Here is a 26163-nt window from a genome sequence, read left to right as displayed (position 1 = left end):
GCGTGACGAAACCGTCGCTCCCCGCGCCCCCTTCCGGCGTGCCGTAGCACCGCAAAACACCGTAGGCTTGGGTTATGACTGCACCGGAACTTGCCCTCACGACCCGTTTCCAGGATGCCTTCGCCGAGGCTTTCGGCGAGGAGTACCGCACCGCTGACCCGATTATTAGGCCGGGAAAGTTCTCGGACTTCCAGTGCAACGCAGCGATGGGGCTCGCGAAGAAGCTCGGCGCGAAGCCGCGGGATCTTGCGCAGCAGATCCTCGACAAAGTACGGCTGGACGACATTGCCGAGACGCCCGAGATTGCCGGGCCGGGCTTCCTCAACATCACGCTCAAGACCGAGTGGGTCGCCTCCCAGGCGGCTGGCCTGCACGGCGATGATCGCCTCGGGGTGGGCAGCCCCGAGAAGGCCGAAACGATTGTGATCGACTACTCGGCGCCGAACGTCGCGAAGGAAATGCACGTGGGGCATCTGCGCACCACAGTCGTGGGCGATGCGCTCGCACGTGTGCTCGAGTTCGAAGGCCACACGGTCGTGCGCCAGAACCACATCGGCGACTGGGGAACGCCCTTCGGGATGCTCATCGAGCACCTGCTCGAGGTCGGCGAGGATTCTGAGGAGGCAAAGCTCCTCGAGACCGATCCAAACGCGTTCTACCAGGCTGCGCGCGCGAAGTTTGATGCGGATACGGAGCAGACCGATTTCGCGAAGCGGGCCCGCGCTCGCGTCGCGACCCTGCAGTCGGGTGATGAGGCAACGCTCGCGATGTGGACCAAGCTCGTGGGCCTTTCGAAGCAGTACTTCCACCGCATTTACGACATGCTCGACGTGACCCTCACCGATGAGGATCTCGCGGGCGAATCGACCTACAACGACGCGCTCGCGGGCGTGTGTGACGACCTTGAGCAGGCCGGAATCGCACGCGTGTCGGACGGCGCGCTGTGCGTGTTCCCCGCCGGCTTCACGGGCCGCGACGACCAGCCGCTCCCGCTCATCATTCGCAAGTCCGACGGTGGCTACGGCTACGCGACGACCGATTTTGCGGCTATTCGCCACCGCGTGGGTGACCTCCATGCCGATCGCATCGCTTACGTTGTGGGTTCCTCGCAGGAGCTGCACTTCCAGATGGTGTTCACGACGGCTCGCGAGGCCGGCTGGCTTCCCGAGAGCGTCGATGCCGAGCATGTGAAGATCGGTTCGGTTCTCGGCGAGGATGGCAAGATTCTTCGCACGCGTTCGGGTTCGTCGCTGCGCCTCATGGCGCTTCTCGAGGAGGGCGTCGTCAAGGCGCGTTCGGTGATCGACGAGCTGCGCCCGGACCTGCCCGAGGAAGAGCGTGCAAAAATTGCACGCCAGATTGGCATCGGCAGCATCAAGTACGCGGATCTTTCGACCGCGCACGATTCGGATTACGTGTTCGATCTCGACCGCATGCTCGCCCTCCAGGGCAATACCGCGCCGTATCTCCAGTACGCCGTGGCGCGCATCCGCTCGATCCAGCGCAAGGCCGCGGATCAGGGGATCTCTGCCGAGCAGGTAGAGGCGGCAGCCCCGCGCGTGATCGACGATCCCGAACGCACCCTCGCGCTTCAACTCCTGCAGTTTGCGCCTACGGTGGCCGAGGTGGGCGCTCAGTACGTGCCGCACAAGCTCGCGGCGTACCTCTTCGACCTCGCGCAGGCATTCATGAGCTTTTATGAGAAGTCGCCGATCCTCAAGGACGCGAGCGAAGACGTGCGGCTTGGTCGACTCGCTCTAGCGAAGCTCACCGAGCGCACGCTCGTCGCGGGTCTCGACCTGCTCGGCGTTCAGGCTCCCGCGCAGATGTGACCGCAGCCGAGGCTGCTCGGGAGTTTACTTCCCGGGCGTCTCGGCGAGGTTGGCCTCGAGAAACTCCCCCTGCTCCTCGAGGAGTCGGGCCATGTCGGCGCCGCGGCGGAGCCTCGGGGTGACGCTAATCTTCCCGGGAATCTCGCGGTAGGTGAGGTCGATTCCTTCACGCTCGAACTGGTGCGTAACGATCCTCGAATCGGTGAGGAACAGGTCCTTTGTGCCGACGCTGAGGTGCACGGGCGGTAGGCCTTGAAGATCGCCGTTGAGCGGCGAAAGCGCAGGGTCATCGAGCGGGGTGCGGCCGGCGTATTTCTTCGCGGCGAGCTGCATGATGCGGCGCTCGTGCACGGGATCGTGCTGGTTCGTTTCGCTCAGTTCGAGATTTGTGAACTCGAGATCGAGCAGCGGGTTCATGAGCACGATGCCCGCAGGCTTCGCCTCGACGTTTGCGAGGCCGCCGTCGACTCTCGTGTTGACGAGCGAGGCGAGCGACAATGCAAGCCCTGCCCCGCTCTGGTGGCCGGCGACCGCCCAGTTGCCCTGGGTGATAAGGCCCTGGTCAGAAAGCCCCTTGATGACTTCGAAGGTGTCCTCGAGGGCGGTGGGGTGCATGTAGTCGGGGCCGTAGCGGTAGTCGATGAGAAGTCCCGCGCACTCGCGCTCGTCGACTTGCTTGCTAAGCCACTCCCAGTCGCCCACGAACGGACCCGCCATGTAGCTGCCGCCGTGGAGGTACACGATGATGCCGCGGTCGGCCTTGTGCTTGTCGAGCCACACGGTTCGCGTGCGGTTGAGCAGTTCGATGTCGATCGCGTGCCGCTTCTGCACGGGTGCGGGTGGCTTGGCGATCCGCACCTTGCCGAACCCAATTTCGTACACGAAGTTGGGAAGCGGGGTGCGCGTGAGTGTGCGGCCCGCGATGGCGGCGTAGTGCTTGATGCGACCCATGGTGGGATCCTCCTGGCTCGATGCGCGAATCATCTTAAGGCTAGTGTTTCGACCTTACGAGATACTGGCTCCATGACTTCTCACGTTGATGTTCTCGTTGTTGCGGCGATGGCTGAAGAGGCTGCCGCCGTTTCGTCCCTCAGCAAAGACCTTCGTTCCGTCGCGCATCCGTTTAGCGGTGCCGGCACGGGGGTGGGTGCGAGCGCGTCCGGCGAGGTAAGCGCATCGGTGGGCACGCTCGAGTGCGCGGGCTCCGGGGCACTAGGGTCCGACGCTTGCCAGGCTCCCATCGCGCTTGTGACGACCGGTGTGGGCACGGCCGCGGCGAGTGCCGTTCTGACGTGGGCTATCGGGCAGTTTTCGCCGCGTCTCATCGTGAATGTGGGCAGCTGCGGCGGCCTCGCTGAGGACATCACCGTGGGCACGGTCGCCCTTGGTTCGTCCTATGCGTATTCGATCGCGGAGGCCACGGCATTTGGCTACGAGACGGGCCAAGTGCCGGGCGCTCCCGCGCAGTTTGGTGGGGAGGAGTGCGAGGCGCGTGCACGTCGCGCTCTCGAGGCCGTGGAGACCGCGGGCCTTCGTGCTCGTTCGGGCCTCATGCTTTCGGGCGATGCCTTCGTCACGGCCGATATCGCCGAAGGGGTGCGCGCGAAGTTTCCGGGCGCGATCACGGCGGATATGGAATCGTGCGCGTTCGCGCACGTGGCGAATCTGTTGCAGGTGCCTTTCCTCGCGCTACGTGCGGTGAGCGATTTGTGCTCCCCGCGAGCAAACGAGGAGTTCCACATCGGTCTCGAGGTGGCGGCGGAGGCGTCGGCCCAGGCCCTCGCGCAGGCACTGCCTGCCTTGCGGTAGGCCACCCTCCCTCCCCTTTCCTCCTACCCTCCCTCCCGCCTACCCTGCCCCTGGCTCCCTCCCCTATCTGAAAGTGGTGAAAAATCGCCACCTCACGTGTAAAAGCCGAACCCTCACGCCGTTTTTCACCACTCGCCGAACCTGCCCGCGCGCGAGGCAGGGAAGGTGGGGCCTGCCCGCGCGCGGGGCAGGGAAGGTGAGGCCGTTCACCGAACCACGCGCGCGAAACCGCACTTCATGTACGGTGGGGAAGCATAGGCAGCCCTCGGGGCTGCTTTTTCTTGCCCTTTATCCGCACTGAAGGAGGTTGGCCTTGACGAGCGCAACGGCCACGAAACCCACGCGCACCAAAACCCCGCCCGGCACGAACGAGCCGCGCAACTACGGCATGGCAAAGGGGGTCTTCTACCCCTCGGCCGCGATCATCATCGTCGCGATGCTGTTCTCCGTGCTTCTGCCAGAGCAGTTCAGCCAAGTCGTGAGCACGATCAACACGACAATCGTGGAAAGGGTTGGCTGGTACTACATCCTCGCGGCAACGTTCTTCGTTGGCGCAGCAGCCGTTCTGGCGTTTTCGCGCCTCGGCTCGATCAAGCTCGGCAAGGATGATGAGGAGCCGCAGTACGGCCTCATGTCGTGGTTCGCGATGCTTTTCGCGGCCGGCATGGGCATCGGGCTGGTGTTCTGGGGAGCCGCGGAGCCGCTGACGTTCTTCGCCTCAAACCCGCCGCCGAATATCGCGGAGCTTCCCGATGCGGCCCGAGCACCGAAAGCCATGGCGCAGGTGTTCCTTCACTGGGGCCTGCACGCGTGGGGCATCTACGTCATCGTAGGCCTCGCCGTTGCGTACGCAACGCACCGTCGCGGCCGCCCGCTCTCCGTGCGCTGGGCACTCGAACCGATTCTTGGCCGCCACACCGACACGTGGATCGGCAACGTCATTGACACGATCGCCGTTGTGGGCACCCTCTTCGGCGTGGCCACCTCGCTCGGCTTCGGCGTGAACCAGATTTCCGCGGGCCTCGTGCACCTCGGCCTACTGCCCGATAACCCGTGGCTGCGCTTCGTCATGGTCATCGTCATCACGGGCCTCGCGACCCTCTCGGTCGCCTCGGGCCTCGAGAAGGGCATCAAGTTCCTCTCGAACACGAATCTCATCCTCGCGGGCGTGCTGCTCGTGGTCATGCTCATCCTCGGGCCCACCCTGTTCCTGCTGCGCGATTTCGTCTCGGGCATCGGCAACTACCTGCAAAACTTCATTTCACTGAGCTTCCAAACCCTCCCGTTCTACGGCGATGATGGCGCCTCCTGGCTCAATGCCTGGACGACGTTCTACTGGGGCTGGTGGATCTCGTGGTCGCCGTTCGTGGGCGTGTTCATCGCGCGCATTTCGCGTGGCCGCACCGTTCGCGAGTTCATCATGGGCGTCATGCTCGTGCCGACCCTCGTGACGATCCTGTGGTTCACGGTCATGGGTGGCACGGCCATCTACAAGAGCGTGTTTGAAGGCGCGAACTTCCTCAACGCCGAAGGCAAGATCGATACGAATCTTGCCCTCTTCCAGGTGTTCGAGACGATGCCCGCGAGCAGTCTCCTTTCGGGCCTCGCGATCATCCTCGTGACGATCTTCTTCGTCACCTCGGCTGATTCGGGCGCCTTCGTGGTCGATATGATCGCGCACCGTGGCGACCCGGAGCCGCCGCGCGCGACCCGCATCTTCTGGGCCGTCACAAGCGGCGCAATCCCCGCCGCGCTCATCGGCATCGCCGCCTACACGGGCTCGGGTGACGCTTCGGGCATGAGTGGTCTACAGGCGCTTGCGCTCATCGCCGCTCTCCCGTGGTCGGTCGTCATGATCGCCATGGTCGTCTCCATGTTCAAGGCTCTGCGCCACGAGGTGCGCATGATCGAGCGTCTTGAGCTGCAGATTCGCCGCCGCGAGCTCGTCGAGCACGTGACCGAAAACGTCTCGGACCAGGTCGCCGATCAGGTCGCCGACAAGGTCTACGAGCGCGTGGCTACGGAAACGGGCCAGATCGACCTCGGTGCGATCAGTGCTCCCAAGGCAGCACCGGCCAAGGGCACACACACGCACCGTTCCCTCGACTAGGTCGCGCATAAGCGCAAGGACTGATCCGTCACACGAAGGGTGTGGCGCTGGGCTCACCGGAGCCTCGCGCCGCACCCTTTTCCTATGATCCTGGGCCCTTTGGCCCTCTTTTCTCGCTCCTAGGTAGTTAGGTTTAAATCATGACTACCTCAGGTTCGGCGTATTCAAAGCGCCAGTTCAACGTACAGCTTCCGATCGAACTCATCACGCAAATCAAGCATGCGTCGATCGACGAGTCGATGACTCTCTCGGAGTTTGTCGAGCAGCTTCTTCGCTCCGCGCTCGAGGAGCGAGCCGAAACCGCAAGCGAAGGCGCCGCCGCAGCCTAAGGCTTTTGTAGGTCCGACGCTTGCTTAGGAAGCGTCGGACCCCTCCCCTTCACCCGTTTCCACCGCGCGTTCGGGGTTGCGCGACCATTCGGAGTATGAGCCTGCGTAGAGGTAGACGTGGGCGAATCCGGCCTCATCCATCGCGAGTGTGTTGACCGCGGCGCTCACGCCCGAGCCGCAATAATTGAACGTGATTCGTTCCGTTGTCGCGCCCACGCGCTCGAATGCGGCGCGAATCTCCTCGCGCGAGCGGAAAGTACCGTCGGCCTCAAGAAGCGACGTAAACGGAACGTTTTTCGCGGTCGGGATGTGCCCGGGCCGCGGGTCGAGGGTTTCGGATTCTCCGCGATAACGCGCGGGCGGGCGCGCGTCGATCAAGAGAGCACCCTTGGTGGGGATCGCGTGCTGGACTTCGTCTTCGCTCACGAGCCGCACGTAGGGCTGCCACGGGAAGTCGCTCGGCTCGCGACGCACCTCACCAGTGTCAAGCGCGTGCTCTCCCGCACAGCGCACGTAAGCCTCGAGCCCGCCATCGAGAACGGCAGCATTCACGCCCACGAAGCGCAGCATAAGCGCGAGTCGAGCAGCGCCCATGGGGTCGCCCGCGCCGTAGCAGATCACCGTATCTTCGAAGTTGATGCCGAGCGCACTAAGTTTCTCGGAGAGCTCGTCGTCGTCGGGGAACGGGTGGCGGCCGCGCTCTGGCGCCCCCTCCCCCGTGAGGTCCTGTTCGAGGTCCACAAAAATCGCCCCGGGAATATGCGCTTTCAGGTAACTATCGCGCATGGCACCCTCCGCAACGCTCCAGCGCACGTCGGCAATGACGAGGTCACCCGTGCCCGGCTCGAGACTTCCAATGTTCGCGCTCCCGGCCTCGGGCGCGCGCCCTCCCGTGCGTTCAAGGAGCGCCGCCGCACTCACGAACGGCGGCAGGTCCTGCCAGTCAAACTCGCTCATGTCTCAAGCGTAGTGCGGGCGAGTGCGCGCGCTCTCAGAGCCGCGTCGATCACGTGGGCAACACCCGCGTCGGTATTTGCCGGGGCGAGGGCGTCGGCGTGTGCGTGGAGGTCCGGGTGAGCGTTACGTACAGCAATTCCGACGCCTGCAGCGTTCAGCATCGGAAGGTCGTTTGGCATGTCTCCCACGGCCCACACCTGGGCGGGCTCAATCCGGCGTGCGTGACATGCGTGAGCGAGCGCGGTGGCCTTCGATATGCCGAGGGGGCTAAGTTCAGCGAGACCGTCGGACGTGGACACGTGTAGTTCGGCGAGGCCCTTGATACGCGAGCGCACCTCGCGATAAAACTCCTCCGTGTCCAGAAGGCTCGACACCGCGAGGATCTTGCCGGCGCCGCACGAAATCTCGCTCAACAGGGTGAAGGTGGCGTCGGACTCTCGATCCCGCTCCCCTGCCGCCGGCGCCGAAGGGAAAGCTCGCTCCCGCACGAAGCCTTCGGCGGTTTCGGCTGAAAGGGCGATTCCCGAAACGGGGGCAAGCACACGAGCGACCGCGCGGACCTCACTTATCGAAAATCCACGATCCTCAAGGATCGCGCCCGTCGCGGCATCGAGAACGTACGCGCCGTTCGCGGCATAGATCGCGCCCGCGCTGAGTCCCCGAAATCGTGTGAGCCACCGCGGAGGGCGCGCCGTCACGAGGCAAAAATCGAGCCCATTGTCGCGTGCCCTCTGGAGCGCGTCGAGGTTCTTCGGGGGAATCGCACCCTTGTCGTCCACGAACGTGCCGTCGATGTCGGCGGTAATAAGGGCGGGCGCGGGCGGTGAAAGAGGGAGCATTGCCTCATCGTAGTGCCCGTACACTCGAGTCATGCCCCGAGTTCTCCATACCGCCCAGGCGCTTGTCGATGTCATGATCGAAGTTCCCGCACTTCCGAGTACGGGCTCCAACGTGAATGCGGTTGGTGTCCCGAGATCCTACGCAGGCGGAGCCGTCACTATTTCACTCGCCGCGGCTCGAGTGGGGGCAAAGGCCGTACACGGAGGTGCCCACGGCGAAGGGCCGAACGGCGACCTCATCCGCGAGGTACTGCGGGAGAACGGAATCGGCCTCTCGAGCCCCGTCATCGAGGGCACGGACACGGGCTGCTGCTACGTGTTCGTCGAGCCTTCCGCCGAGCGCACGTTCGTGACGTGCTACGGCGCCGAACGTGCCATCACCGCCGAATCCCTCGCTCTGCTTCAACCCGAAGAGGGCGACCTCGTGTGCGTGAGCGGCTACAGCCTTTTCGAGCCCACGCGCGATCCGCTCCTGACCTTCCTCGACACGCTTGACAGCGGTGCCCACCTGGTTCTCGACCCCGGCGCGCCGTTCGCGTCGTTCCCGCGAGCCCTGCGGAAACGGATTCTCGCGCGCACTGACGTGTGGACGTCGAACGCCGATGAAGCACGCGAGATCACCGGCATCGACGACGTGAGAGGAACCCTGCCCGCCCTCGGCCGGCTTCTCGGGCAGGGTGCGGTGGTGATCGTGAGGGATGGTTCCGACGGTTGCTACCTTTTCGAGCGCGGCCACCTCGACTACGTTCCCGGCTACCCGCAAAAGGCGATTGACACGAACGGCGCGGGCGACACTCACACGGGAATTGTGCTCGGCGAAAGGGCACTGGGCACACCGTGGCTCGAAGCCGCGCGACGAGCGAATGCCGGGGCGGCACTCAAGGTGACCCGTAAAGGCCCCATCACCGCACCCACGCGAGGCGAAATTGACGCTTTTCTCGCGTCGAGTCCTGCCACGTCCCTTGAAGTGCACTGAGGTGCGCACGGTACTCTGGTATCGCACGTCACATTCTGCCCTCGATCGAAGGACCCTTCGTGAACTCTGCGCACACTGAGGCCACCGCTCCAACAACTCTGTTCGACTTTACGGTCACAGGTGCGAGCGGCGAGCCGCGGGATCTCTCCGAGTTCACGGAAAAAGTCACTCTCGTCGTGAACACCGCAAGCGAATGCGGATTTACGCCCCAGTACGAAGGCCTCCAGGAACTCCAAGAACGCTTCGAGGAACGCGGTTTTAGCGTTCTGGCCTTCCCGTGCAATCAATTCGGCAACCAGGAACCAGGAACGATGGAGGACATCGTCGATTTTTGCGAGACCCGCTACCGCACGACTTTTCCCGTGTTCGCCAAAGTCGACGTCAACGGTACGAATGCCGATCCGCTGTTCACCTGGCTCGAAGAGCAGCGCGGCGGGATGCTCGGCGGCCGCATCGCGTGGAATTTCACGAAATTCCTCGTAGGCCGCGATGGGCTCGTCATCCGCCGCTTTGCACCACCGATTCCTCCGTCACGTATCGCCACATCGATCACCAGGGCCCTCGCGGCCTAAACCCCACGAAGAAAGGACCCCCATGGAAGCTCTCGTCGGTATTCTCACCGGTGGCGGCGTCTTAATCGTCATCATCATCGTTCTGCTCGCCCTGCTTTTCGGCGGCCTCCGCTCCTCGATCCTCTTCACCGTGAAAACGCAAGAAAACGTGATCGTCGAGCGCTTCGGCAAATTCCTGCGCGTCGCGAAGCCCGGCCTGAATACGAAGATTCCGTTCATGGACACGCTCACGAAACCGATCTCGCTGCGCATCCGCCAGCTCGAGGTCAATATCGAGTCGAAAACGAAAGACAACGTGTTCGTGACAGTTCCGGTCGCCGTGCAGTACGTGATCCGCGAAGAGTCCGTTCAGGACGCCTACTACCGCCTTTCGAACCCCGAGGCGCAGATCCGCAGCTACGTGTTTGACACGGTGCGTTCGGCTCTTTCGGGCCTCGATCTCGACGCAGCCTTCGAATCGAAAGACGACATCGCTCGCAGCGTCGAGGCAACCCTCTCGACCCGCATGCAAGAGTTCGGTTTTCACATCGTCAACACCCTTGTGCAGGACATCTCGCCCGATCAGCGCGTGCGCGACTCGATGAACTCGATTAACGCCGCACAGCGCGACCGCGTTGCTGCGCAGTCGCTCGCCGAGGCTGACAAGATCAAGCGCGTGACGCAGGCTGAAGCCGAGGCTGAGTCGAAGCGTCTCCAGGGTGAGGGTGTCGCGGCTCAGCGCCGCGCGATCGCCATGGGCATTGCGGAACAGTACGAGATGCTCAAGCAGGTTGGCATCGAGAACACCGCTGAAGAACTACTGCTCATGACCCAGTACTTCGACACGATGCAGGACGTGGCCCGCAACGGTCGCTCGAACGTGCTGTTCCTCCCGTCCAATCCTTCGTCGGTGGGGGCTATGGGGGACGAAATCCGTTCGGCTCTCCTGCAGGCACAGGCGGCGAACGACACGATCAACGGCGATTCCACTCCCGTGAACCCCGCCGAGCCCGTTGACGGGGAAGGCAATTCGCGCGAGCACATTGAGCGTCTCCGCGCGGAGGCCAAGGAACGTGCCCGCCGCGCGCGGGAAGAGGCGCGCCGTAACGCCGAGGGCGCCGCGCAGAGCGCCCGCGAGCACTTCGGCGAGTAACGCAAGAGTCTCGCACACACCGAAGCTAGGGAAACGGCGGGCCCGGAGAAATCCGGGCCCGCCGTTTCCGCGTAAGGCGCCAAGTCTCTAGCGCTTCGGCAAGAGTTCCTTGTCGAGTGCGTCCTTTTCGCCCGCGTCGAGCGTGAGGCTCATGGCCTTCGCGGAATCCGCGATCGAGGCGGGGCGTGAGGCTCCGGGAATCGGAAGCACGTGCTCACCGAGCGACATCTCCCAGGCGAGGACAACCTGCTGTGGGCTTACCTCGCGACCGCGAGCGATATCGGCGATTGCGGGGAAGCGCTCTCCTACTTCGGCGGCGCCACCCCCCGTGCCGCCAAGAGGCGACCACGGCACGAACGTGATGCCGTGCTCGCCGCAGAACGTCAGCTCATCCCAGCTCGTGTGGTTAAAACGCGGCGAGAACTCGTTTTGCACGGCCGCAAGGTTGCCCTCGCCAAGCACCTCGAGCGCGATCTCGATTTCCTCGACGCTCGCGTTTGAAATGCCAATGTTCTTCACGTGCCCCTCGTCCTTGAGTTCGGCGAGAGTCTCGATGGCCTCGGAGTATAGGCGCGTGCGATCGGGGCGGTGGAGGTAGTAGAGGTCGATAGCCTCAACGCCGAGGTTCTTTTTCGAGCGCACGACCGCCGTGCGGAAGTGGCCAACGGAGCTGTCGCGGCCCCATTGTTCACCTTCGGCGCGCGTAATGCCGCCCTTCGTGGCAACGGCGATGCTCGCCCGGTCAAAGTCAGGGTGCGCGGCGGCGTAGGCTTCGAGAGCGTCGGCAACCTGGCGTTCATTGTGGCCAACCTTGTTCCACGCCGGGGCGTAGATGTCGGCGGTATCAATAAGGGTGATGCCAGCATCGAGCGCGGCGCCAACGGTGGCACGCGCGTTGTGGGTGTCGTCCGCTTTGTCCTCGAATGAGAGCGGCATTGCTCCGAGTCCGAGTGGCGTCACCGTCAGGCGCCCGATTGAGCGCAAGGGGTAAGCGATGGATGGGGTAACTGCACTGTCTGCTGTGGTCATGCCCTCAAGCCTAGTCGTCATGATTGGGGACGTTAGCGAGGTGTGCGAAGGCCATGCGGCGAGCCCCACCACCCGCCGCAGGGGCGCATTTATCCCGGGCACCAATCGCCGAGTTTCCACAGGGCCAAACGGTGAAAAAGGGCCCTGACCGGCGCTGATAAGGTGGTTATGGCGGTGTGCGCTCGACCACATCACCGCAATGGTTCCCCACGGAGGAGGAGGCATACGCATGAGTGACTCTGCGGACCTCACGATCGCCGATCGCTGGGACGCCGGAGACTTGGGCTGCGGCGAACTTGTCATGCAACTGCGCTCGCAAATGCTTGCTCTACAACCGGGAGAACTCTTTGAACTGATTGCTACCGATGAAGGAGCGGTCATTGATATCCCGGCCTGGTGCAGTCTCACCGGGCATTCCCTGGCTGCGGCGCATCCGCCGCAATTCCTGATCCAACGAAAGGATTCCTGACATGTCCAAGATCTGCGTAAGCATCACCCACGCGAAAGACAATGTTGATAAGGCCACCGTCGCATTCGTGATCGCCAACGCCTCGATCGCCTCCGACCAGGAAACCGTCGTGTTTCTTTCCTCCGAGGGCGCACGCCTCGCCGAAGAGGGCTACGCCGACGACATGCACGAAGAGGGCTTCGCGTCGCTCAAGGAACTGATCACCAACTACGCCGAGGCAGGCGGCACCATCTGGGTGTGCTCCCCCTGCTACAAGAAGCGCGGACTCGATGAAGGAAAGCTCATCAAGGGTGCCACGATCGTGGGCGGCGCCAAGCTTGTGGAGTACATGTCGCAAGGCGCAAGCTGCGTGAGCTACTGATCCGTTCTCTATCGATACCGCCATGACACACAATCACGGGTTCACACCGGCCACCTTCACAAACGGTTTGAAGGGCCACACCAGTTTCGACGGTGGAGATCTGGATTGCGGCAACGGGCTCCTGCTGCTGATCCGCAAACACCTCGACCCCCTCGACCCCGGCAAGTTCCTTGAGATCGCCTCCGTGGATTCCACGGTGGAGGTGGATTTGCCATCGTGGTGCAGCATGACCGGAAACGACCTGGTCGATACCCTCACCACGACCGTGCAGTTCCAGGGCCGTGAACTCAAGCAGTGGCGGTTTTTGGTGTGCAAGGGCGCCTATGCGGGCACGGCACATGCACGTGCCGAGGAGCCTGCACCCACTGTCGCGGCGCCCGCAGCGGGCACAAGAAAGAAGCCCCGTAAACGCCCCCAAATGGCGATTACGCAGGAGGTGGTCACACCGCACATCCCCGACCGCCTTCCCGAACCCGCTGCGGCGCCCGCTCTCGAACCCCTGTCGGTGCACACCATGGGCAGTTGGCCCCGGCCTTCATGGCTCATTCGTGCGCTTCATGAACACCTTGAAGGTCGACTTCCTGATGCGGAGTTTGACGCTACCGCCAACGACGCCGTGCAACTGGTGGTGGCGGCCCAGGAACGCGCTGATGTTGACGTGGTCACCGACGGCGAAATGCGCCGCGACAACTACTCCAGCTTCGTGGGGGGACTGCTACAAAACTGCCAGCTCATCCCCATCACCGATCTCCTGCCGTACGTGGATGATCCCGTACAGTTCGAACGCGAACTGCGCGCCCTCGACGTGCCCGCTGGCGAAGTGCGCCACCCGGCGGTCTTCGGGCCACTCGGCCGCGATAAGTCCCTCGCCGTGCACGAGGCGACGTACCTGAAATCCATCACCGATCGTGCAGTGAAGGTCGACCTCCCGGGACCCTACCTGCTCACGCGCACCATGTGGATGGAATGCGTCTCCGATCGCGCCTACCCCGATCGAGAAACCCTCGCGACCGATGTGGTGCGCATCCTGCGAGAAGAAATCGCGGAACTGCTCGCCGCAGGCGTTGCCCTGGTGGAGATCGACGAGCCCGTGCTCAGCGAGGTGGTGTACGGCCACCAAGGTGGCGGTGGACGCACCTTCATGTGCGGCGCGCTCGGTGAACGGAAAGCGGTGCAGCCCGAACTTGAGTTCGCGACCGATCTGATCACGCGGGTCGCCCATGGTTTCCCCGCTGATCGCCTCGGCATTCACGTGTGCCGCGGCAACTGGACGCCCGACGAATCCAAGGCTCTTTCCGGAGACTATGCGCCGCTACTGCCACTGCTGTCATCCGTGCCGATCGGCAACGTCATCCTCGAAACATGCACGCCGCGTGCCGGTGGTTGGGAACACTTGACCGGCCTTCGCGACGACCAGCGGATCGGTATCGGCATCTTTAATCAGAAGGCACCGCAGAACGAAACCTTCGAGGCCGTACTCGAGCGAGGGCGCACCGCGGTGAACATGTTCGGAAAAGAACGTCTGCTGCTGAGCACTGACTGCGGCTTCGCCACCTTCGCCGATAACCCCATCGTGGCCGGCAAGGAGGCGGAAGCGGCGATGTCGATGCTTGCGCGGGTGCGCGACGCCTTGCGTTAGGGCATTTCTGCATCGGCCTCCCACCCGCGTCAGTACAGGTTTCCCCCTGGGGCACAGGCAGCCGCTCGTGCCCGAACCTCGGCACTAACGACCGTGCGCCTCAGCGAGGCGCACCAGGGCCTCCTCGAGAACCCGGGTGGGAGTGCCGAGGTTGAGCCGCTCGAATCCGGGCGCACCGAAGGTTCGCCCATGCTCGAAGAACACGTGCGCCTCTTGATCGTGCAGGCGCGTCAGCTCGCGCTCATCGATTCCCAGCTGGCGGAAATCGATCCACTGGAGGAACGTCCCTTCGAGCGGCGCGATCGACACCTCCGGGAAGTGCTCGGCGAAAAATTCTCTGCTGACGCGATCATTGCGGGCCACGAGCTCGAGGAGGCCCTCGAGCCAATCGCTCGCCTCCGTGTAGGCGATCTCAATCGCGCGATACCCGAGACAGTTCACGAAGTGGAAGCCCCACGCCTCGAGTTCACGTTCGTAGGCGGCGCGCAATTCGGCATTCTCGATGATCGCCCAGCTCGTTTGCACGCCGGCAAGATTGAAACTCTTCGACGCCGACGACAGGGTGATCGTCCGCGACGTTGCATCCTCGCTGATCGCCGCGAAAGGGATGTGCTCGAAACCCTCGTGAACGATATCCGCGTGGATCTCGTCGGCAATGACCGTCACGTCGTTGGCCCATGCGAGGTGCGCAATCTCCTCGAGCTCCGTGTACGTCCACACGCGGCCCGTGGGGTTGTGCGGCGAACACAGGATCAGCACCGAAACATCCTCACCCGAGAGGGCTTCGGCGAGGGCCGCGAAATCAATGCGGTAGCGCCCGCCCTCCCCGTCGAGGGGAACGCGGACCACGCGCCTGCCCGTTTTCTCGATTGCCTCGACCATGGGTGGATACGCTGGCGTCAAGAGCGCAACTCCGTCACCTTCCTCGCTCGCTGCGCGCACACCGGCGAACAGTCCCGTCACGACGCCAGGCATCAGTGAAATCCAGCTCGTGTCAATCGCCCAGCGGTGGCGCACGGCTTGCCACATTTGAATCGCCGAGAACAGTGCAGGCGTCGGACCCGTGTACCCCAGGACCGCACTCTCGAGGTGCTCATGGAGCCCGCGCACAATCTCCGGCGCGGGCAGAAAATCAAGATCCGCAGTCGACAACGGCGCGATGCCCGCCGGCACGTCCCCACCACGCTCGCGCATGAGCTCCCACTTCACCGAGCCCGTATCCGTGCGATCCACGAGGGTTTCAAAATCGTATTCGGGCGCGGGAGTCACGGCTCATACCTCTCATATTGTCGTCGTTGAACGGCTAGCACCATCCATCGTACGGCGCTCACTCTCGGTTCGTGGTCGTACCATGATTCTTATGCGTGAAGCCCCTCTGATCTCATTCGTTGTGCCGTGCTATAACTCAGCGGAGTACATGCGAAGGGGTATTGACTCGATCCTCCTTGACGGCGACAAGCCCCGAGAGCACATCGAGATCATCCTCGTGAACGACGGATCGACGGATGCCACGGAGCAGATCGCGCGCGAATACGAGGAGCGGCATCCGAGTATCGTGCGGGTCGTGACCCAAGCCAACGGCGGGCACGGTGCGGCAGTCATGGCGGGTGTGCGAATCGCAGTGGGCACGTATCTCAAGGTTCTCGATTCTGACGATCGACTCGACGCGCGAGCTCTCACCGCGCTCCTGGACACGGTCGCCTCTTTTCCGCCGGATCACCACCCCGATGTCGTCCTCACCGATTACGTGTACGACAATCACGCGCTCAAAAAGAACCGTCGGATCGGATACCGACGCACCGTGCCCGCGCGCCGAACCGTCACATGGGATCAGGTCTCGAGGCCCCGAATGGGCAGCTACTTCCTCATGCACGCCATCCTCTATAAGCGCAGCATTCTCCTCGACTCAGGCCTCGAACTCCCCCGCCACACCTTCTATGTGGACAACCTCTATGCGTCAATCCCTCTGCGGTATACGCACACCCTCTACTACCTGCCCGTGCCTCTTTATTACTACTTCATCGGTCGCGAGGATCAGAGCGTCAACGAGAAAATTATGATTTCGCGGCTTGATCAGCAGCTGCGCGTCAACCGGATCATGATCGACGAGCTACGCATCGACAACATCGCGTCACGCTCCCTTCGCCGCTATCTCCTTCACTACCTCACGATCATTACGAGCGTCTCGCTCACGTTCGCGGTACTCGCGAAGGCCCCCGAGGCGACGGCGAAGGGACGCGACCTTCTCGCCTATCTCAAGGAGCACAACCCTCCCGCGTATCGGGCGTATCGCCGCACACCCATGAGCATGGCGCTCAGTGCGCGCGGGCCGGGTGCGCACCGGTTTATCCGCACCACGTACTCGGTCATCCGCAAACGGTTTGGGTTCAATTAGGTCCGACGGTTGCCGGGCTACCGTCAGACATTTTTGCACGCACCGAACCACGCAACCGAGCCGAGAGCGCTCCTGCCTCCGCGGCGCCCTGCCGCCCCAACGCTTTCGTTTAGAAGAAGTTCACAAGCAGCACAAAGGCGAGGGTCCCCGCGGCGACGCTCACGAGGGTGCGGCGCCCACCGAAGAGGTGCACGGCGATCGTGACTGCTGAGGCGATCAGCAGGTGAACGAACCCATCGGGTTCCTCGGCGAGGGTGCTCTTGAAGGTCGCGAGTGCGAGGATCACGAGGATGCCCGCGGGCATCCACACGGCCATGACGCGCACGAACTGGGATTTGCGCAGTGGTTCGAGAATCGCGAACGGGAGCGCGCGCAGCGTGAAGGTCACGGCGAAGGCGATGAGCAGAACCGAGGCGAGGTACCAGAAGGGGATGTCAAGCTGCATCGTCGCTCTCCATCTCTGCCGGGAGTGGCCTCGTGAGGCGCACGGCGATCGTGTAGCGAGCCGCGAGGGTGGCGACGAAGCCGATCATCGCCGCGAAGATCGGCTGGCCGGGCATGAGGAGCAGCGCGAGACCGAAAGCCGCGGCGCCAAGAAGAAGCGAGGGGATCTCCTGTTTCGTGCGGCACGCATCGAGGGTCAGAGTGATGAACAGGGCGCACAGTGCGAAGCTCAGGCCGCGGATCTGGAAGGGGATGAAGCTCGAGAGCAGTACCCCCATGAGGCCGCCACCCACCCAGCAGATCTGCAGCACGGCACCAGCCGAGATCACGCGCGGCTGGGTCCACCCCTTTGGGTTCGCGACCGTGACCGCGAAGATTTCGTCGGTGAGCGAATACATCGCGTAGAACTTCAAAAACGGGTTCTTCACGATCTTGAGTGGAAAGTTGAACGCGTAGAACACGTGGCGGAAGTTCACGAAGAACGATGCCGCCGCGATCGTCACAAGCGGCGTAAGCGACGTGATGAGAGTGATGAGCAGAAGCTCGAGTGAGCCCGCGTACGCAAAAAACGAGAGGGCGGGCGCCATCCACCACGGAAGCCCCGACTGCACCACAAGAAGGCCAAAGGCAATGCCGATCGGGATCATGCCGAGACCCGCGGGGAGAATTAAGAGCGCACCCTGCGTGATCTCGTGGCGCACCGAGTAGGGGCTCTCGTGTGCGCCAGGCTGCGCCTCAACGCTCATGCACGACTCCCTCGATGTCAGTAAAGTTCCGAACTCTGCGGTATGCAGGCGAGCTTAATCTTCGCACGTCGACACTCCCGCGGGAAACGAAAAAGCCCCCTGACCTGTGTATACATTGCAGCGGTTGTGTGGCAGTACTCGGGGGGCAACCGTCGGCCCCGCCCCCTACAGTGACTGCTCGCGGATCGTGCCGAGCGTTCGCGGGCGGATACTCGGATCCGACTGCAACCACTCGCCAACCTCGCGCGGTCGAACGTCGACTGTGTGGAGGTCGTTGATGTCGATCCACTTGACACCCACCTGGTGCGGGTCGTGGCCCTCCCCCATGCGCGGTTCACTACCGGGCTCGAGGTCGCACCAAAAGAGAAGATTCTGCTGGTGGAACACTTGCCCTGTGTCGCGGTGGCGGCCCACCTTCGCGCTGATGAGGTCGAACGTGCACGCGAGATCGTAGACGCGCACAGCTGCGCCGATCTCCTCTTCGCATTCGCGCTTCAGCGCCTCCACTTGGCTTTCGCCGTGCTCTTGCCCGCCGCCGGGCAGCACGAATACACGATTGCCGTGAACATCGATGTTTTCGTTGAACAGCACGCTTGTTCCGCGCACAATAATCGCCTTGACGCCCACACGTACGTTCGAATAACCGGGATCGAGTTCCATACCCCCATCGTAGGGGTCCGACGCCTGCCCGCCACCCTCGCGCCCTCTTTTGCGGGGAGTTTCTGCGCGAGACAATGGTGCACATGAGTACGCAAACAGCAGTGGCAGATGAGCACCAGGGGGAAGTCGCCACACCTCGCGCGCCGTGGTGGGCCATCGCCATCATCATGGCAGGAGGCGTTCTCGCCGCACTCCAGTCGCGGATTAACGCCGATCTTGCGGGCCAGCTCGAGAACCCTTATCTCGCGGCCTTCGTGAGCTTCGGTATCGGCTGCCTTGGACTTCTCGTGATCGTGCTTGCTCTGCCCGCTGAGCGGCGTGCGGCGCGAGAATACGCGCGCGACATCGCGACGGGTCGCTTCGACTGGCGGTACGCAATCGGCGGTCTAGGCGGCGCCTTCCTTGTTTTCACCCAGTCCCTCACGGTCGGCGTGCTCGGGGTTGCCCTGTTCATCGTGAGCGTTGTCGCGGGGCAAACTCTCGCAGGCGCCGCTCTTGACCGCGGAGGTTTCGGCCCCGGTGAGCCTCGTCGCTTGAGCACCTCACGCCTTGTCGGCTCAGCCCTCATGGTCGCCAGTGTCGCCTTGGCGCTTGCCTCCGGGCTCACGAATGCCGTCCCGTGGCTCAACCTGATCCTGCCGTTTTTCGCGGGCATAGGCGTCGGCCTCCAAACGGGAGCCAACGGCATCGTCACGGCGCACACGGGAAGTTTTCTCGTTTCGGCTCTCGGAAACTTTACGCTCGGCTCACTCGCGCTCGGCATAGCCGCGGCGGTGAGCTTCGCGCTCACCCCGCTAGGTGGGGCGTTTCCCACCAATCCGGTTCTCTACCTCGGTGGCCTGATCGGCCTCACCTACATCGCCGCTTCCGCCGCCCTCGTGCGGTACACGGGCGTGCTCGTGCTGAGCGGCGCGGCGATTGCGGGCCAGATCATCGGATCGGTCATGCTCGATGCGCTCGACCCGAGCGTGCACCTCTCCCCGCTCACGGCGACCGGGGCAGCGCTCACGCTGCTCGCGGCTGTCATCATCGCGGGCTACATCCCCCTGCGCTCAACCACGACCTGAACAACGCCCGCACCGTCGGTCGTATCCCGAGGCTCCCGCAATCGCGATACGCGTGCGTGCGGCATGGGTGTCGAGGTAACGAGCAAGCGTTTCGGGAGCGTGCTTGAAGGTGGATGTGCGCGTGAGCCTCACGCGATCACGCCCGATCTGCGACGAGGCGAGCGCTCAGGCCATCGGAAGCAAATTCGACATGGGAGGAGAGGTCATCAACCGATTCGAGCACCGTGAACGTTGAGCGCTGCGACGCGGTGACGGCGCGCCACACATCCTCACCCGGATTGCTAGCTTCGGGGCTGAGCGCGGCAATCGCACGCGTGACGGTATCCACGTACTCGTCGAGGCTCGTGGCGAGCAGGTGCATGTCGAGCTCCTCGTCGATCCACCACACGCCACCTGGGATGCCCTCATCATTGAGCGTGAGAATCACGGCGTCGTCAACGGTCTCGAAGAGGGGGTAGTACGACGTCGGCTCGCCCAGCAACGTGAAGGGGCCGAGGTCCGTGCGCTCCTCGGCCAGAAGATTCAGTTCAAACTCCTCCCCGACGCGTGCGCCCGCCATTTCATCGGCGAGGTCCTTGAGAGCGGGGGGAACATCGGCCCCGGATTCTTCGGGGTCGATCGGTTCAGCGAGGCCATTCGAGGCGGCCACGGCAACGGCAAGCCGCTCGAGGGCCGCCCGCATTTTCGAGGTCTCAACATCGGTAGTAGGAGTGGGCCAGTCGAGTTTTACGGGCTGATTCACGTGCATTCTCCTCGGGGCGCCGGGCCTTCGTGTAAAGGTTTCGTAAGGAACCGCGGCAATCCTACCGTGACCTCAACCACGATTCCCAGGCTCCAGCGTCAAAATCGCGGCACTACCAGCACAAACATCAACTCGGCGAGCGAGTCATGCAAGTAAAGCACCGCGCTCCCAGCATTTTGCTAGGCCGAATACAGCGGCCGGGAAGAATGGGGCGATTACATGTACTCACGCGTTAGCGGCGTACCGATCCTTTGAGGAGAGGATCCGTACTCGAAGCCCTAGCGCGGGGGAAAGGGATACGGCGCCGGCTCGTGGGGACGAGCCGGCGCCCTCTTTTATTCGAAGCGGCAAAGCTGCCCTGACCGGAGGGAAAAGAAGGGCCGCCCGGGGATCCACTCCCGTGCGGCCCTCCCAAGAGGCACCGGCCTTACAACCTGTGGCCGCGCCTACGACCCACCACGAGCACCGCGCCACCAGCGACGAGAGCACCGCCAACGAGCATGAGCCCTACGACCTCGGCGCCCGTGCGGGGCATGAAGCCCGATGCACCCTTCGCCTTGCCGCGACTGGGATTCTTGCCACGCTGGCTGCCGGGAGCCGTCGGCCCCTCACCCTCGCCGCTACCGCCGGAGCCCTCCGCACGACCGGAATCACCCGGCTTATCGGGGTGTGCACCGGCACCGGCATCACCCGAGCCGCCCTTCGGGCCCGGCTTCGCAGGGGCGATGATCTCCTTGCCGTCATCGCCACCGTCGGTGCGTGCCAGCTCACTCACTCGATAGGTCGCTTGCGAAGAGCCTGCCCACGTGAGGGTGCCATCGGCCCAAGTCGAGCCGATCGGCTCCACGGTGCCGTCCTCGCGCACAAGCGCGACGGTCGACCCCTCGGGCACGGGCAGCGTGAAGGTCGCCTCGAGCGGGCCGAACGCGTTCGACACCGCGATCGTGTGCACGCCGTTCTCGCTCGCGATATCAGCGGTCAGCACATCGTCGCTGCGGAACGTCGACGTGGCACTCAGGTCGCCCGCGTGCAGCGTGACCTGCTCCAGGTCGATCGTGACCTTGACATTGCGAACCACTTGGCGACCGGCCGCATCGGTCGCCACCAGAGCAACGGTGTTCTCGCCGGGGGCGAGAATCGTGCCCTCGCGAAGCGCGAGGCTCGTCGTGTCACCCTTTACAACGGTCCCATCGGGGAGAACGGCACCGTCATCCGTGACCGAGTACCCCTCAAGGATCTGCGCAGCAAGCGCCTCATCGTTCGCGAGGTCCTTCCGGTTCACAGTGAGGGAGAGCGCATCCTCGCCCTCGATCACGGGCTCAGCGTCAACATCGAAGGTGCGTGTCTCAGAACCCTCATTGCCGGCGAAGTCGGTACTTGTCGCGCTCACGGTATAGCGTCCTGCGGGCAAGTTCGACGTCTCGAGTTCACCCGAGAGATGCGTCGTTTCGGGAACGGCGAGCGTGCCCTCGGCGGTCACATCGTCGCCTTCACCCGGGGTGACCGTGTCCTCCGCGGGTGCTTCGACACCGTCAGCATGCTCTGCTTGCGGCTTAGAATCCTCTCCGTCGTCGACCTCGTCGATATCCACGAGAACGTTCTCGACCGTCACCTTCTCGGCATCGAGCGGAACACTCTCGTTCACGAATTCACGCGTGAGGTTGCCGTCGGCAGTCGCACCCGCAAACCGCGCGTTGAGGCTCGCGAGGTGCGGGTCCGCAGCGCTCACGGTGAGGGTGCGGCCGTCGGTAATGCGCTCGCCATCGCCAACGGTGTCGATCGCCACCTCGGGCGCGACCTTGTCGACGATCACGGGGATCGCGGCGACTCTCGTGTTGCCGATCGAATCGGAGAAGGTCACGAGGATCGTGTCGCCATCGGCGACCGCAACTGTCTCGGAGAATTCACGGCGGTTGGCCTCGGGGCCGATCGCGTTCGGAACGTGGATGTCCACGGCTTGCTGGTTATTGACGCGGAGGCCATAGCCCCAACCGTCATCCTCCGCGGTTCCCGCAAACGTTGCCTCGTCTTTGTTCGTGAACAGGGTTCCGTTCACGAGGTTCGGGCTGTCGAAGCGCACGGTCGGTGCGTTGACGTCGAACCAGATGTTGAGGATCTGGCGACCCTTCACCTCGCCTTCGGGGTTCGTCACGACGTATTCGTAGTGGTTCTCTCCGGTTTCGACGGGAACCTTCGCGGTGAAGGTACCGTCCTCGCCGACGGTTGCCGTGATGGGCTCGAGGCTACCGATGTGCTCGCCTTCAGCGCGCGCACCGGGTGTGAGGGTCACGGTCGAGCCGGGCTGCCCGCCCTTGCCGCGCAGGGTGTAGGTCGAGCCGTCTTCACTCAGGTCGCCAGATTCAGGCGACACGAGGCACAGCGCGAATCCCTGGAGGCATTCAAGGTTCTCGAACTCGGGAGTCGGGGTGGCTTTGGAGCCTTTGACGCGCCCCGAGATCTCCACGACGAGATAGGTGAAGTTGGCATTGTCGCCTGCCTGGAGAACGAAGAGCGGTTCTTCTGCTTCCACCGAGGAGGTCGTCACCTCGAACGAACCATCGGGTTCAGCACCCACGAAGTCCCAGTTCACACCGGCCCACAGGCCACCTTTCTTCGCGACCGGGTTGGAGGGCTCCGGATCCTTGATGGTGCCCTTGATCGTGAAGGAGCCATCCTCGTTCGGGATGATGCGGCCATCCTCATCGAGGTTTGAGGCGGAAATATCCACCTCGGCCGGTTGCGCATCGTAGTAGAACGTGAGGGTTTCGGAGTCGATCTCTTCGCCGGCCTCGTTGAAGGCGCGTGCCGTGATCGAGTTTTCCTCATCGGGGGTCACGTCCACGAGCGCCGTGAAGCCACCGTTGGTGATGTCGTAGCTCTTGCCTTCGACCCCGACCTTGGCCACCTGGCTCGAGACGGTTCCGCTCAACTGGAACTTTCCGTCCACGTATGCGTCGGAGGCATTGCCGAACACGAATTCGGGATCGTTGTAGGTCTTCGTGTTGAGAAGCACGAGCGGGTCGCCGTCAACGAGGACCTTGCGGAACTCCACCTTGTTGTAGGCGTTGTCGGAAGCAATGAACCACAGGTACTTCGAGGCTTCGGCGTCCTTGACTGTCACGGTATAGGTGCCATCGCCGTTGGCCTTGACGGGCAGCCCTTCACCGGTAGCGTCGATCACGGAGAGCGACGGGTTGGCGCCCGAAAGCTCATCGTCGATCGTGATCGTGATGGTGCCGTTTTCGAGCTCACCGACGCTTACTTCGGGAGGAGTGACGTCGATGCCGAAGGGCATATCAACCGTCTGCCAGTCGAAGTCTTCCGAGAGGCGCGACTTCACGCGATAGACGTAGCGGCCTTCGGGGACGTTCACGAATTCGCCCTTCGCCGGATCCCACATGCGCCCGTCGAAAGTACCGCCGTTGATGAGGGTCGATCCTTCGGGGGCGAGCTTGTTCTTCACGTCGAGCACGTCGCCCGCGATGGTGCGGGGAACGCTGTGGGTGGCGCCGAGGTCAACGAGCGGTTCGCCATCCTCCGTGAGGACGCTGAACTCGACGTCGGCGGCGTTACGCATCATGGCAAGCGCCGCGCTGGCCTCGTCACGTGTGCCGTCGCCGTTCGGCGAGAGCCAGCCGCCCTCGGGAAGCGTGCTCGGGTATGGGCTGCCGAACAGGTCGAGGGTCGTGGAAAGTCCCGTGACCTCACTCTTCACGCCGAGCGCGTCCCACCCGTGACCCTGCTCAGCCACGATGGGTTCCGCGTTCCAGTCGCCCACGAATCCGAAGTACGGCACCGAAAGGGTGGGCGCGCTCTTTGAGGTGAGCACGGCGTAGCCCTCGATGAAGTGGTCGCCGGCGCTCAGGTCGGGCTTGAGGGTGAAGGTGACGTTCGCGGTGCCGTTGGCGGGAACGGTCACGGACTTTTCCGACGCCTGCAGGCTCTCGTGGGAGACCACGCTCGTCGTCTCTTCTCCCTTGGTATTCGTTTCGTTGAGTACGGTCTGCGCGGGGATGTCGTAGGTGACCGCCTCGCCCGAGTGGTTCGTGAGGGTCACCGTGAATTCGCGAACGGTGTTGACCTCTTTGAGCTCGACGGCCGGCTCGCCGTCGACGGTCGCGTACACGTTCGTATCGAGAGCGTTCGCCATTTGCGCGAGACCCGCGCCGACCTGACGCGGCGGCGCAACGTGTTCACCGTTCTTCACGGGAATCGCCGTATTCATGAGTGCCGTGCGGGCACGGGCAAGCCGCTCTGATCCACTGAGTTCGGGGTAGCGTTCGGCGTAGTTCTCAAGGAGCAGTGCGGACATGCCCGAGATGTTCGGGGCCGCCATGGATGTTCCGGACTTCGTGCCGTACTTGTTGTCGTTGAGCGTCGAGTACACGCTTCCGCCGATGCCGGCGATTTCGGGTTCGAACTCGAGATTGGGGGTCGTGCCCCACGAGGAGAACTTTGACGCTTGGGCAGCGGTGGGATTTGCCTCCGAGGCGACTTCCTTTGTGAGACGGATCGTGACGGGCGTGTCCCCCGCTTTTTCGATCGCGTCGCGGATCTCCACGCCCGTCGAGTGCTTGAGGGAGCCGCCGATGATCGTGAAGTCCTCGATGCCGGCCATACCGGCGAAGGTCTCGCCGCCTTCTTCGGAGTTGAACACGAGCACTCCGGCGGCGCCGTGGTCGATCGCGCGCTGGAATTTCTCGGTGAAGGAGATTTCGCCGCGCTCGATGAGGGCGATCTTCCCGCTTAGATCGGCGCCGTCCGGGTAGTCCTCTTTCTTGCCGAGACCCACGTAGGCAACCTCGTAGGGTTCGTTCGTGGCTTCGCCGATCTGGAGCTGGTAGCCGAAGGGGTGGTCTTCACCGTCGTTGTAGAAGCCGCGAGGCGTGGAGACGACGTTGTTGTCAACCGAGGCGACCGTGAGGGCGTTGCCCTGGATACCGGGTGTACCCACCGTGCCGTCGTCGAGCTTTCCGAGGGCGTCGTCGATCTCGCCGGTTTCGGAGAAGTTGAGCCCGTCGTTACCCGAGGAGATGACGGCAAGTACGCCCATCTCTTCGGCTTTCTTGAGGGCGAGGTTCGAGCCGTCAGAGTCCCACTTGACGCCGTTAGTCGACCCGAGGGAAAGGTTGATGACGTCGGCCTTGAGTTTGACGGCATCCTCGATTGCGGCGATGAGGTCGGAGTCGGAGGCGTAGGGGTTGGCGCCGTTAGAGAAGACCTTCAACGAGAGAATCTGGGCGTTGGGGGCGACGCCCTCGAGCCCGCCTTTCTTGCCGTCGGGGGCGTTGGCGGCGACGATTCCGGCGACGTGCATGCCGTGCTGGCTCGTCGTCGTATCCCAGAATTCGTAGTTTTCGTCGGCGTAGTTGTACCCCTCGGGGATCTTCTGCGTGAAGTCTCCGTTCGGGTTCACCTTGTCGATTTTCGTATCGACGCCGTCGTCGATGCGCATGTCTTCGTGGGTGGGATCCACGCCTGAGTCGATAACGGCAACGACCATGCCGGAGCCGTCAACGCCATAGTCGTCGAAGGCCTTAGAGACCTGCTGCATCTCGCGAGCCTCGTATTCGGTGCGCTCATACTGGCGCTCGCGACGCACGGAATCGACCTCGGGCTCTGCCTGGAGCTTCGCCATGTTGGCCGCGGGCATCGTTGCCGAGAAGCCGTTGACGAGGAAGCCAAACTGGCGATCAACCTCGATGCCATAGGCGTTGCTCCACGTGTTGATCAAGCGGATTTGCTCGCGCAGGTTGCGGTTTTCACCGTTCGTGGAGGGCGAGCCCGGTTGGCTCTTGAGGGTCACGAGGACGGCGACCCGGTCTTTGCTGGAGTTGGACTCGACGTGCGCCGGGTCCTTTGGGGGCTCGTTGACGTGCGGCTGTGCGGCCACGGGCGCGGCTGTAAGCGTGAGCGCTGTGAACGCTGCGACACATGCGGCGGCGGCGCGCTTGAGTACTGGGAATCTCACCCGACACCTCTTCGGTAGTGACGATCCCGCGCCACGACTGTGACGCGCAGCCCAGTTAAGGGTTGCGCTTGATCATAAGCATGT

22 protein-coding genes are annotated in these 26163 nt (G+C 63.3%); 12 read left to right on the top strand and 10 right to left on the bottom strand.

The window, feature by feature from the left end:
• The first annotated feature begins 74 nt into the window (after window positions 1-74).
• Window positions 75-1832: an arginine--tRNA ligase gene (argS, locus tag D8M36_RS03885; RefSeq protein ID WP_126846897.1), complete on the top strand. Its 1758-nt coding sequence runs from the start codon at window positions 75-77 to the stop codon at window positions 1830-1832.
• Between the two features lie 24 nt (window positions 1833-1856).
• On the opposite strand, the gene D8M36_RS03880 is transcribed toward argS, so the two are convergent.
• Complete coding sequence (locus D8M36_RS03880) at window positions 1857-2816, bottom strand: alpha/beta hydrolase fold domain-containing protein (RefSeq protein WP_238638374.1); 960 nt, start codon at window positions 2814-2816, stop codon at window positions 1857-1859.
• 39 nt (window positions 2817-2855) lie between these two features.
• On the opposite strand from D8M36_RS03880, the gene mtnN reads away from it, so the two are divergent.
• From mtnN to D8M36_RS03865, 3 genes are all read left to right on the top strand, one after another.
• A complete protein-coding gene (gene mtnN / locus D8M36_RS03875) occupies window positions 2856-3641 on the top strand; it encodes a 5'-methylthioadenosine/S-adenosylhomocysteine nucleosidase (protein ID WP_126846893.1) in 786 nt (261 codons plus the stop codon).
• Window positions 3642-3954: 313 nt separating this feature from the next.
• On the top strand, window positions 3955-5751 hold the full coding sequence (locus D8M36_RS03870) for a BCCT family transporter (RefSeq protein ID WP_126846891.1): 1797 nt from the start codon (window positions 3955-3957) through the stop codon (window positions 5749-5751).
• A 140-nt stretch (window positions 5752-5891) separates the two neighbouring features.
• A complete protein-coding gene (locus D8M36_RS03865) occupies window positions 5892-6080 on the top strand; it encodes a CopG family transcriptional regulator (RefSeq protein WP_126846889.1) in 189 nt (62 codons plus the stop codon).
• Window positions 6081-6104: 24 nt separating this feature from the next.
• Here the strand turns inward: D8M36_RS03865 and D8M36_RS03860 are convergent, their stop codons facing one another.
• Complete coding sequence (locus D8M36_RS03860) at window positions 6105-7037, bottom strand: sulfurtransferase (protein WP_126846887.1); 933 nt, start codon at window positions 7035-7037, stop codon at window positions 6105-6107.
• A complete protein-coding gene (locus tag D8M36_RS03855) occupies window positions 7034-7909 on the bottom strand; it encodes an HAD family hydrolase (RefSeq protein WP_161970199.1) in 876 nt (291 codons plus the stop codon). Before D8M36_RS03855 ends, D8M36_RS03860 begins: the two co-directional genes overlap by 4 nt.
• Here D8M36_RS03855 and D8M36_RS03850 point away from each other — a divergent pair.
• From D8M36_RS03850 to D8M36_RS03840, 3 genes are read left to right on the top strand one after another with little or no spacing between them, the layout of a single operon-like run.
• Window positions 7908-8852 carry a PfkB family carbohydrate kinase gene (locus D8M36_RS03850; protein WP_164497569.1) on the top strand — a complete coding sequence of 315 codons (945 nt, stop codon included), beginning with the start codon at window positions 7908-7910 and terminating at the stop codon, window positions 8850-8852. The two genes, D8M36_RS03855 and D8M36_RS03850, sit on opposite strands and share 2 nt — an antisense overlap.
• A 59-nt stretch (window positions 8853-8911) precedes the next feature.
• The gene (locus tag D8M36_RS03845) at window positions 8912-9424 is read left to right on the top strand and encodes a glutathione peroxidase (RefSeq protein WP_126846884.1); all 513 of its coding nucleotides are present in this window, start codon (window positions 8912-8914) and stop codon (window positions 9422-9424) included.
• 22 nt (window positions 9425-9446) lie between these two features.
• Window positions 9447-10556, top strand: a complete 1110-nt coding sequence (locus D8M36_RS03840) for an SPFH domain-containing protein (protein WP_126846882.1) — start codon at window positions 9447-9449, stop codon at window positions 10554-10556.
• An 87-nt stretch (window positions 10557-10643) separates the two neighbouring features.
• On the opposite strand, the gene D8M36_RS03835 is transcribed toward D8M36_RS03840, so the two are convergent.
• Window positions 10644-11585, bottom strand: a complete 942-nt coding sequence (locus D8M36_RS03835; protein WP_126846880.1) for an aldo/keto reductase — start codon at window positions 11583-11585, stop codon at window positions 10644-10646.
• Window positions 11586-11814: 229 nt separating this feature from the next.
• Between D8M36_RS03835 and D8M36_RS03830 the strand changes: the two genes are divergently transcribed.
• The 3 genes from D8M36_RS03830 to D8M36_RS03820 are packed head-to-tail and all read left to right on the top strand — an operon-like array spanning window position 11815 to window position 14054.
• The gene (locus tag D8M36_RS03830) at window positions 11815-12054 is read left to right on the top strand and encodes a sulfurtransferase TusA family protein (RefSeq protein WP_126846879.1); all 240 of its coding nucleotides are present in this window, start codon (window positions 11815-11817) and stop codon (window positions 12052-12054) included.
• Window position 12055: 1 nt separating this feature from the next.
• The gene (locus D8M36_RS03825) at window positions 12056-12415 is read left to right on the top strand and encodes a DsrE family protein (RefSeq protein ID WP_126846877.1); all 360 of its coding nucleotides are present in this window, start codon (window positions 12056-12058) and stop codon (window positions 12413-12415) included.
• 22 nt (window positions 12416-12437) lie between these two features.
• Entirely contained in the window at window positions 12438-14054 is a 1617-nt protein-coding gene (locus tag D8M36_RS03820) for a 5-methyltetrahydropteroyltriglutamate--homocysteine methyltransferase (protein ID WP_126846875.1), read from the top strand.
• An 84-nt stretch (window positions 14055-14138) separates the two neighbouring features.
• Here the strand turns inward: D8M36_RS03820 and D8M36_RS03815 are convergent, their stop codons facing one another.
• Window positions 14139-15323: a MalY/PatB family protein gene (locus tag D8M36_RS03815; protein WP_126846873.1), complete on the bottom strand. Its 1185-nt coding sequence runs from the start codon at window positions 15321-15323 to the stop codon at window positions 14139-14141.
• A 91-nt stretch (window positions 15324-15414) separates the two neighbouring features.
• Here D8M36_RS03815 and D8M36_RS03810 point away from each other — a divergent pair, with 91 nt between their 5' ends.
• The gene (locus D8M36_RS03810; protein ID WP_161970198.1) at window positions 15415-16449 is read left to right on the top strand and encodes a glycosyltransferase family 2 protein; all 1035 of its coding nucleotides are present in this window, start codon (window positions 15415-15417) and stop codon (window positions 16447-16449) included.
• 109 nt (window positions 16450-16558) lie between these two features.
• Here D8M36_RS03810 and D8M36_RS03805 read toward each other — a convergent pair whose 3' ends face one another.
• The 3 genes from D8M36_RS03805 to D8M36_RS03795 all read right to left on the bottom strand — a co-directional run bounded on the left by D8M36_RS03805 (window position 16559) and on the right by D8M36_RS03795 (window position 18299).
• Window positions 16559-16894, bottom strand: coding sequence for a branched-chain amino acid transporter permease (locus D8M36_RS03805; protein ID WP_126846870.1), 336 nt, complete (start codon window positions 16892-16894; stop codon window positions 16559-16561).
• A complete protein-coding gene (locus tag D8M36_RS03800) occupies window positions 16884-17639 on the bottom strand; it encodes an AzlC family ABC transporter permease (protein ID WP_126846868.1) in 756 nt (251 codons plus the stop codon). The genes D8M36_RS03805 and D8M36_RS03800 overlap by 11 nt, the downstream gene beginning before the upstream one ends.
• Window positions 17640-17804: 165 nt before the next feature.
• Entirely contained in the window at window positions 17805-18299 is a 495-nt protein-coding gene (locus D8M36_RS03795; protein ID WP_126846866.1) for an NUDIX domain-containing protein, read from the bottom strand.
• 83 nt (window positions 18300-18382) lie between these two features.
• Between D8M36_RS03795 and D8M36_RS03790 the strand changes: the two genes are divergently transcribed.
• Window positions 18383-19366 carry a DMT family transporter gene (locus D8M36_RS03790; protein ID WP_126846864.1) on the top strand — a complete coding sequence of 328 codons (984 nt, stop codon included), beginning with the start codon at window positions 18383-18385 and terminating at the stop codon, window positions 19364-19366.
• Window positions 19367-19502: 136 nt separating this feature from the next.
• Here the strand turns inward: D8M36_RS03790 and D8M36_RS03785 are convergent, their stop codons facing one another.
• Both D8M36_RS03785 and D8M36_RS03780 read right to left on the bottom strand, forming a co-directional pair.
• Window positions 19503-20108, bottom strand: coding sequence for a hypothetical protein (locus D8M36_RS03785; protein ID WP_126846862.1), 606 nt, complete (start codon window positions 20106-20108; stop codon window positions 19503-19505).
• 427 nt (window positions 20109-20535) lie between these two features.
• Complete coding sequence (locus D8M36_RS03780) at window positions 20536-26079, bottom strand: S8 family serine peptidase (RefSeq protein ID WP_126846859.1); 5544 nt, start codon at window positions 26077-26079, stop codon at window positions 20536-20538.
• Between the last annotated feature and the right edge of the window lie 84 nt (window positions 26080-26163).

Source organism: Dermabacter sp. HSID17554 (assembly GCF_003989295.1).
Taxonomy (GTDB): Bacteria; Actinomycetota; Actinomycetes; order Actinomycetales; family Dermabacteraceae; genus Dermabacter; species Dermabacter vaginalis.
Note: the sequence above shows the minus strand (reverse complement) of the source record. Positions and strands in the feature narration are given on the sequence as shown.

Bases quoted from the DNA above. Each gene is read 5' to 3' on its own strand.
- argS (WP_126846897.1), top strand. From the start codon at position 75: ATGACTGCACCGGAACTTGCCCTCACGACCCGTTTCCAGGATGCCTTC.
- D8M36_RS03830 (WP_126846879.1), top strand. From the start codon at position 11,815: ATGAGTGACTCTGCGGACCTCACGATCGCCGATCGCTGGGACGCCGGA.
- D8M36_RS03855 (WP_161970199.1), bottom strand. From the start codon at position 7,909: ATGACTCGAGTGTACGGGCACTACGATGAGGCAATGCTCCCTCTTTCA.
- D8M36_RS03865 (WP_126846889.1), top strand. From the start codon at position 5,892: ATGACTACCTCAGGTTCGGCGTATTCAAAGCGCCAGTTCAACGTACAG.
- D8M36_RS03810 (WP_161970198.1), top strand. From the start codon at position 15,415: ATGCGTGAAGCCCCTCTGATCTCATTCGTTGTGCCGTGCTATAACTCA.
- D8M36_RS03795 (WP_126846866.1), bottom strand. From the start codon at position 18,299: ATGGAACTCGATCCCGGTTATTCGAACGTACGTGTGGGCGTCAAGGCG.
- D8M36_RS03825 (WP_126846877.1), top strand. From the start codon at position 12,056: ATGTCCAAGATCTGCGTAAGCATCACCCACGCGAAAGACAATGTTGAT.
- D8M36_RS03805 (WP_126846870.1), bottom strand. From the start codon at position 16,894: ATGCAGCTTGACATCCCCTTCTGGTACCTCGCCTCGGTTCTGCTCATC.
- D8M36_RS03840 (WP_126846882.1), top strand. From the start codon at position 9,447: ATGGAAGCTCTCGTCGGTATTCTCACCGGTGGCGGCGTCTTAATCGTC.
- mtnN (WP_126846893.1), top strand. From the start codon at position 2,856: ATGACTTCTCACGTTGATGTTCTCGTTGTTGCGGCGATGGCTGAAGAG.
- D8M36_RS03850 (WP_164497569.1), top strand. From the start codon at position 7,908: ATGCCCCGAGTTCTCCATACCGCCCAGGCGCTTGTCGATGTCATGATC.
- D8M36_RS03860 (WP_126846887.1), bottom strand. From the start codon at position 7,037: ATGAGCGAGTTTGACTGGCAGGACCTGCCGCCGTTCGTGAGTGCGGCG.
- D8M36_RS03820 (WP_126846875.1), top strand. From the start codon at position 12,438: ATGACACACAATCACGGGTTCACACCGGCCACCTTCACAAACGGTTTG.
- D8M36_RS03800 (WP_126846868.1), bottom strand. From the start codon at position 17,639: ATGAGCGTTGAGGCGCAGCCTGGCGCACACGAGAGCCCCTACTCGGTG.
- D8M36_RS03835 (WP_126846880.1), bottom strand. From the start codon at position 11,585: ATGACCACAGCAGACAGTGCAGTTACCCCATCCATCGCTTACCCCTTG.
- D8M36_RS03880 (WP_238638374.1), bottom strand. From the start codon at position 2,816: ATGATTCGCGCATCGAGCCAGGAGGATCCCACCATGGGTCGCATCAAG.
- D8M36_RS03790 (WP_126846864.1), top strand. From the start codon at position 18,383: ATGAGTACGCAAACAGCAGTGGCAGATGAGCACCAGGGGGAAGTCGCC.